Origin of the sequence: Singulisphaera sp. GP187, from assembly GCF_900129635.1 — a bacterium.
Taxonomy (GTDB): domain Bacteria; phylum Planctomycetota; class Planctomycetia; order Isosphaerales; family Isosphaeraceae; genus Singulisphaera.
Window position 1 is genome coordinate 2,964,823 of the sequence record NZ_FSRB01000002.1, and the last position, 7,779, is coordinate 2,972,601.

Genomic DNA, 7,779 nt, shown 5'->3' on the forward strand with positions numbered 1-7,779 from the left:
GTACCCGTCGCGACACCGTCGGATGACCCAGCCGATGCTCGACCTGAAGCGTCTGTACTGGAACACCCACGCGTTCCGCTCGGGCCCGTGAAAGGACGCCTGCCCGTACCAACGGTTGGGCCTGAAACTGCCCAGTTTGACTTCTGGGAGTTACTCAAGTCCGATCCAAAGGACTTGACGCAAAATGTGTCAACCACTGGAAATACAGAATGAGACAATCCCCCAGCGGGGACCGTCCCATATCGGCCCAAAACGGCCGCATTCAGGTTGACAATTCGCAACGCCAGGCCATGACATCTTGATTCTGTAAGGGAGTGGACCCCCAGAGTGGGATTGCTTACGTGACCCACACTCCAAAAGGCCCACCCCCATGCTCAAGATACCCTTGGTCACCTGGATCGCCAACGCCGCGGTCGGCTTGACCGGCATTTATGGCGAGGTCACCCGCCAAGCCGAGGCCGCCGACTGTAGCCGACAGACCATCTATGAGCATGCCCGGAAGGTCCAAGCCGCCGTCGAGGACGCCTACGACGGGGGACCGACCCGGGCCCAGTTGAGCGAAGAGAATCAGCTCCTCCGGCAAGAGAATGCCCAACTCTGGGAGTGGCTCGCGGGGACCATCGAGTTCCCCCCGAGCCGGCAGCGGGAGTTCGCCGTCACCGCCACGGCGATGGGATTGAGCCTGAACCAAGTCCTCGCCTTGCTGGCCCTGATCCTGGGCACGTCGGCCTCTCCCGCTCGCTCCACGCTCCACCGCTGGATCCAACACGCCGCCTTGGCGGCGGGTCGGGTCCTCAAGGCCCTCGATGCGCAGTGCCGGACCTTGGTCCTGGTCGGCTGTCTCGATGAGATCTTCTTCCACGGCCGCCCCGTGCTGGTCGGCGTCGAACCCGCGAGCATGGTCTGGTTCCTCGGCCAGAAGGCCCACGATCGCTCGGGGGCGACCTGGGCGAAGGCGTTGCACGACTGGCCCGCGTTGTCGTACGTCACGGCGGACGCGGGGACCGGCTTGCAAGCGGGGATCGCCACCGTTCAAACGCTCCGTCAGGAGACGGGGCAGCCGGCCTTGGAGAATGGCCTCGATGTGTTCCACACGACTTACGAAGCGAGGCGGGTCTTGCGGCGGAGTTGGAATCGCCTGGAACGGCTCTGGGAGCAGGCGGAGATCGCCAGTCGCCGGGTCGAACACTCGCAACGGCAGGGCCGGGATGCCCGGGGCGTGGCGGCCGCGGCGCGTGGTGCCTGGAAGAAGACCGAGGCCGCATTCGCGGAGCATGAGCGATCCGAAGCGGGCTGGAAGAGGGCCCATGGGGCGCTGGCGGTGTTTCGTGCCGAGGGTCGGTTGAACGATCTCGCTTGGGCGGAGCACCAGATCGCCCTGGCGCTGCCCGAGTTGTCGGGTCGCGAGTGGTCCAAGGTGCGGAACCTCCTCGCGACCGAGGAGACGTTGACGTTCCTGGACCGTCTGCACCGTCAGTTGCGCGAAGCGGTCCCCGAGGATCGGTTGCGAGCCGAATTGGTGCGGCTGTGGTGGCTGCGTCGCCAGCGGCCACGAGCGAACACCCCAGGGGCGGTTGTGGGTGCGGGGCATGTCACGCCTCTGGTGCAGGCGGTGGTCTGCTCCAAGCGGGACGCGAACTGGCGGGAGTCGTACGCCGCCGTGGCGCGGGTGTTGCGTCGGACGGTGCGAGCCAGCAGTGCGGTGGAGTGTATGAACAGCGTGCTGCGCATGCACCAATCGCGGCATCGGCTGGTGAGCCAGGGCCTGCTGGACCTGAAGCGTCTGTACTGGAATTGCCGCGTGTTTCGTGAAGGGAAACGCCGCCGGCACAGCCCGTATGAACACCTGGGATTGAGGCTGCCCAGTTCTCGGTTCTGGGATCTGCTCGGGATGCCGACAACGGCAGACGGAACGATCTGACCCCAAAGAATGTCAAGTCCTTACCTTACGATTTGGGACGGTCCCCATCAGCGCCATTTGAGGGAGTGACGTCAAAAAAAGTATTTGCAATTCATCGATCGTGAGATCAAAGTTGAGTCCCCCCCCCTCCACCCGATTGGAACGCGTGAGCACTCGCGTTGCTGTTGCCATGAAGATGGTGGCAGAATTTCTTCCATTCTTCATTGTAGTGAATGCGTTTCGATAAGTCGATTCACCTAATCGCTTAAGGCACCGACTGTCCTCTCTGCGAATGTGCAGGATGGCGGCCGGGGTCCACGATCGAGGAGCGCGCCATGACTTGCCGCCACAAGTCTGCCGATCGTTTCTGGGATGGTCTGATCTTTCGGCTGGTGAATCACTCGAGGCCATCTCGCGAGGGCGTCGGCACTTCGGCTGATCGATTACGGGATCGCCGTCGCCGTGCCCGCCATCGGGAGCTCCTCGAAGCGGAAAACCTCGAGCGGAGAGATATCGCCGGATCGCTTCTGACCGGCCTGGGCTCGATCGCCGGCAACGGTCTTGCGGCCGAGATGCGAACGCCTTTCGGGGAAGGACGGCGTTCATCGCATCAAGGTTTCTCCGGCAGGGGCGGCATCCTCCCGTTCTCGATCGTTCCGCGCCGCCACGACAGTTTGCCCCTGCATCAAGGGCACGGCCATGGGTTAGCCGGTGGGTTCCGACTGAGCCGGGGGGATCTGCACTCGGTACAACATGTTTCACCGACGTCCGCGCACCCGCTACTGCCCAAATCGCTCGCTGCCGGGACACAACACTCCGCGAACACACCGAGCGGTCAGGGAGCTCCCCGCAAGCAGGGATCGGCAGCGCCGCAGGGAGGCGCGGCCGCCCGGGGCGGCGGTGGAGGCGTCGCGGGATCGGCGTTCGGCACCGCGACACGAGGCGGGACCGCCGCACAGACTCCGACGCCCTTCTCGAACTCAGGAGGATCGAGTTCACAGGTCGTTGGCGCCAGCGGAATTTCCGGCCCGGCCAGGTTGGCGCAGAGTCCTGCCCCGGCCACCGCGAGCCGCTCGACTCCCACCCGCGCGGCGACTCCTTCCCCGACCCCCACTCCCGGCCCGACCTCGCCGGCTCCGACTTCGATCCCCGCGCAATCGCCTCAGAGAAGCAGCACGAGCACGAGCACGCTCACCCAGTTGCCACACTCCGTCATTAGCACACCCTCGGGTAACTCGATCCAGATCACATGCGCCGACGTCGATAGTCTGACCGGCTGGTCCACCCCCGAAAGTGGTGGGAGCGACCCCGGCCGCGGTGGGGTCGTCTCCACCGGTGGCGGTCTGGTTCTGACCGAGGGCAATTCGTACGTCGTCGGGTTGGAGAAGACGCTGACGATTCCCAGCAACCCCTCCACACTCGTCTTTCAGTATGACAACCTCTCGTTCGACAGGACGGACACTCACTCGATCAAGGACGCCTTCGAGGTCGCCCTGGTCGATGGCCAGGATAAACCCCTGGTTCCCACCATCGGTGAGGCGCGCAACGCCTTCCTCAACGTCACCGAGGGGCTACCCACGAAGCTCGGAGTGGGCACGACGGAGACCGGCACGGCGGTGGTCACGGTCACGACCGACATCTCCGGGCTCGCGCCTCAAAGCACGGCTCATCTGATCTTCCGACTGGTCAACAACGACTCCGACCACAACACCACGGTGCGGCTCCCGTGCCCAACTTCAGCCGACCACCCGCCGTCGGTCGCCGTGGACCTGTTCGACGACACCGCGCCCACCGGGCCGGGCAGCAACGCTTACCGCACCGACCGACTCACCACCGACCCCACGGTGGCCGGTACGGCGTCCGACCAGGACGGCAGCGTGGCCACACTCGAGGCGAGCGTCGACGGCGGCGCCTACCAGGACATCAGCTCGACGCTCGCGGCGGGTACATTCCGCTGGACGCCGACCGGCCTGTCCGCCGGCACGCATCGGATCACGATCCGCGCCACCGACAATGCGGGCCTGAGGGCCGTGGCCTCGACCAGTTTCACGCTCGACGCCCCGCCGGTCGCCAACGCGGGGGGGAACCAGACCGTCGCAGAGGGGGACACCGTCACGTTCAACGCCTCGCAATCGACGGCCACCCTGGCGCCCCTCTTCTCCTACCAATGGACCTTCGCCGGCGGGACGACCTCCACCGAGCCAATCACGACCCGGACCTACGCCGACGAGGGGAGCGACACCGCCACGCTGACCGTGACCGATACCGCCGGCGCCACCGCAACCGCCGCCGCTCAGGTTACCATCGGCAATGCAACCCCGTTCGTCCGCCCCGTGGCCGATCAGCAGGTGACTGAAGGAACCCCTTACGCGCTGGCCGTCTCGTTTGCCGACCCGGGCACCGGCGACAAGCACACCGCCACGATCGACTGGGGAGATGGCACGTACAGCTCGAACGCCACTGTCCAGGAGCAGAATGGGGCGGGTACGGTCGTCGCAACCCACAGCTACTCGAACGAGGGGACCCACACCGTCACCGTGACCGTCGCCGATGACGATGACCCGGCCGGGACGGCCAGCACCACGTTCCACGTGACAGTCAACCCCCTGGCGCCGACAGTCACGATCAACGGCCCGCCCGTCACCGATGAGGGGGCGACCTACACGCTCAATCTCTCGGCCATCGAGCCGAGCGTCGACACCGTCTATGACTGGACGATCGATTGGGGCGACGGCACGGCCCCGGAGACGTTCTATGGCAACCCGCCTACGGTCACTCATGTCTACAACAACGACGGGGTCACGGACACGATCACTGCGTCGGCGACCGACGAGGACGGCACCTGGAACGCGAACTCGTTGGCCGTCACCGTCAGCAATGTAAGCCCGACGCTCGTCATCGGCGGTCTGGGATCGGTCAACGCGGGAGCCACGTACACGCTCAACCTCGCGTCGACCGATCCGGGCCAGGATGACACGATCGACCACTGGACGATCCACTGGGGCGACGGCACGGCCCCTCAGACGATCAGCGGCAACCCGAACTCGGCCACGCACGTCTATGCCAGTGGCCCGAACGACGACACGATCAGCGCGACGGCGACCGACCAGGATGGCACCTGGGACTCCAACACCGTCCGCGTGCACGTCAACGCGGCGGCGCCGCAGGTGGCGATCGCCGGTCCGGGCGTGACCTCCGAGGGGGCGACCTATACGCTCAACCTCTCGGCCACCGGGCCCGGCGGCAACTCGATCACGAGTTGGACGATTGCCTGGGGCGATGGCTCGGCCCCCCAGATCCTGAGCGGCAACCCGTCGACGGTGACACACATCTATGCCGACGGCGTCACCCCGGCGGTCAGCGATACGATCACCGCGACCGCGACGAACGCCAATGGCAGTTACCCCACCAACACGGTCAATGTCCAGGTGCTCAACGTGGCCCCGACGGTCACGACGGTTACAAACCCGACCAAGACTCCAACTTATGAAGGAAGTGCGCTCGCCAGCAACGCCATCGTCGCGACCTTCACGGACCCCGGCCTGAGCGACACCCATACGGCGGCGGTCTACTGGGGCGATGGGACCAGCAGCGCCGCGACGATCACGGAGTCGAACGGCTCGGGGACGGTCACGGCGGGGGGCCACACGTACGCCGATAACGGAACGTACACGGTCAAGGTGGTCGTCACCGACAAGGATCATGGCTCGGGAAGCCTGAGCACGTCGGCGATGATCCAGAACGTATCGCCGAAGGTCTCGGCCGGGTTCTCCTTCGTGCCCGATCCCAACACCGGCGCCCCGATCGCCGTCGTCTCGGGCGAGTTCACCGACGCTGGCTTCACCTTCGCGCCGGCGGGGACCGTCGAGACGTTCACGGAGACGATCAACTGGGGCGACGGCACCACCCAGACGATGACTCCGACCGTCGTTCAAGGGTCGGCGGGTGTCGCCACGGTCGGAACCTACTCAGGTTCGCACGCGTACGCGCAACCGGGCGTCTACCAGGTGACCGTCACGGTCACCGACGACGACGGCGGCCGGGGCACAGCCACGCTCAACTTCGGCTCGTCGTGCCTGCCGTTCCAGGTCGTCTCGGCGATCAACGTCGGCCGGCCGGGCGAGATCCCCGTCAAGATCTGGTCCTGCACCGACGCCGGCGGGAACCCCGACTTCAACGTCAACAATATCGTCGCCTCGAGCCTCCGTTTTGGGCCGGGGGGGGCCCAGGCCGACGACTACAACATCGTGCCCGCCCAGGCGGCCGGATGGACGTCAAGTTTCCGAGCCTCTCCAGCGGGATCCACTCGACCGATCAAGTCGCTTACCTATCGGGCTGGATGGCGGTCCCGGGAAACTCGAGCCCGGTCTACTTCGTGAGCTGGGCACCGCTCAAGAACGTGCACGGAGGCAACCCGCCGCCGGCGACGTCAACCCCGGGCCAGACCAAGTTCTACGTCGCCGACGGCGGCACGTCGACCGGCGGCGACACGACCTATCGCTACCTGGCGAACGGGAACACGTCCGGGGCGTTCGGTTTGGACACCAGCGTGCCGAGCCCGCGCGGGATCGCCGTCAATGCCGCCGGTACCACCGCATGGCTGGTCGACGGGTCGAACCAGGAAGTCGACGTCCAGGGCACCGACGGTGCGCTGCTCGGTTCGTTCCGCGCCTTCGGACTGGTCAACCCCCAGGGGATCGCCACCAACGGCACGGACCTCTGGATCGTCGACGCGGGGATCCACTCGGTGCTGCGCTTCGTGGGAGGCGCCGCGATCCGGGCCGGGGCCGCGACTCCCCTGCCGCAGCCGGCCAGCAGCTCCGCCCTCCCGAGCGGATCGTTCCACCTCGACCAGTCGGACCCCAACCCGCTGAACGAAAACAATAGCCCCACCGACATCGTGACCCGCGACGGCTCGACCTTCTGGGTCACCGACGACAAGGCCCACGCCGTCTTCGTCTACAACGCCAGCGGGAACAAGGTCGGCGAGTGGTTCCTCGACCCGGCCGACACGAGTCCCTCGGGCATCACCCTCAACCCCAACGGCGGGACCGACCTCTGGGTCGTTGACCGCGCCACCCACCGGGTCTACGACTACGCGGGCGCCACCGGGTGGACGAGCGGCAACCACTCGGCGACTAGCTCGTTCGCGCTCGCCAGCGCCGACGGCGACCCCGAAGGGATCGCCGACCCGAACCCGCCGACGGTCGCGATCATCTCCCCCGCCGACAATGGCCAGGCGACCGCCGGCAGCACCGTGCTCGTCACCGGCCAGGTCACGGCGAGCACTCCGGGCACGCCGGTCGTCGCCGCCAACGGGACGCCGGTCGACGCGGTCGACGCCGCCAACAACTTCTTCAACCGACAGTCCGTGGCCCTCGGCCCGAACGCCTCCACCTATACGGCCATCGATGCCTCGGGTCAAGCGAGCAGCCCGGTCACGCTGCACGAGACCGGCACGAACCCGCCGGCCGGCCCGATCGACTTCGCGAGCCTGTCCGACGTGACGGCCAGCTTCAGCCCGCAATACGGCCGGACCTCGTACAACTCGGCCACGACGGTGCTCTACGCCGATATGGCCGCCCAGGACGTCGGCACCTACACGGTGCATACGCCGCTGCTGGTCGCCGTGAAACACATCAGCAACCCGCTGGTGCGTGTCCGCGACTACGACGGCGTCCTGCCCGACGGCACGTACTACTATGATTTCAGCAAGCTGGTCGCCGGCCGCACGATCGAGCCCGGCCAGACCACCAACAACGGCGTGTTGGCGTTCTTCGACCCCCAGCAGGTGCCCTTCACCTATGACCTGGTCTTCCTCGCGCCGGTGAACCGTCCGCCGTCCTTCACATCGGTCCCGGTCGTCGAGACCGCCGCGC

The 7,779-nt window shown here is 66.4% G+C and carries 4 protein-coding genes; 3 read left to right on the forward strand and 1 reads right to left on the reverse strand.

The genetic code is table 11. The annotated features are described in order from the left end of the window. Positions 1-370 precede the first annotated feature (370 nt). On the forward strand, positions 371-1,921 hold the full coding sequence (locus BUS42_RS45700) for a hypothetical protein (RefSeq protein ID WP_254054006.1): 1,551 nt from the start codon (positions 371-373) through the stop codon (positions 1,919-1,921). An 814-nt stretch (positions 1,922-2,735) separates the two neighbouring features. On the opposite strand, the gene BUS42_RS43280 is transcribed toward BUS42_RS45700, so the two are convergent. Further along, positions 2,736-3,014, reverse strand: a complete 279-nt coding sequence (locus BUS42_RS43280; RefSeq protein ID WP_143206629.1) for a hypothetical protein — start codon at positions 3,012-3,014, stop codon at positions 2,736-2,738. A gap of 85 nt (positions 3,015-3,099) precedes the next feature. Between BUS42_RS43280 and BUS42_RS35940 the strand changes: the two genes are divergently transcribed. Together BUS42_RS35940 and BUS42_RS35945 are read left to right on the forward strand one after the other, a co-directional pair. After that, positions 3,100-6,279, forward strand: a complete 3,180-nt coding sequence (locus BUS42_RS35940) for a PKD domain-containing protein (protein ID WP_143206630.1) — start codon at positions 3,100-3,102, stop codon at positions 6,277-6,279. Then, positions 6,168-7,779, forward strand: a 1,612-nt coding sequence (locus BUS42_RS35945) for an NHL repeat-containing protein (RefSeq protein ID WP_143206631.1), incomplete at its 3' end; no start/stop codon positions are given. The genes BUS42_RS35940 and BUS42_RS35945, both read left to right, overlap by 112 nt.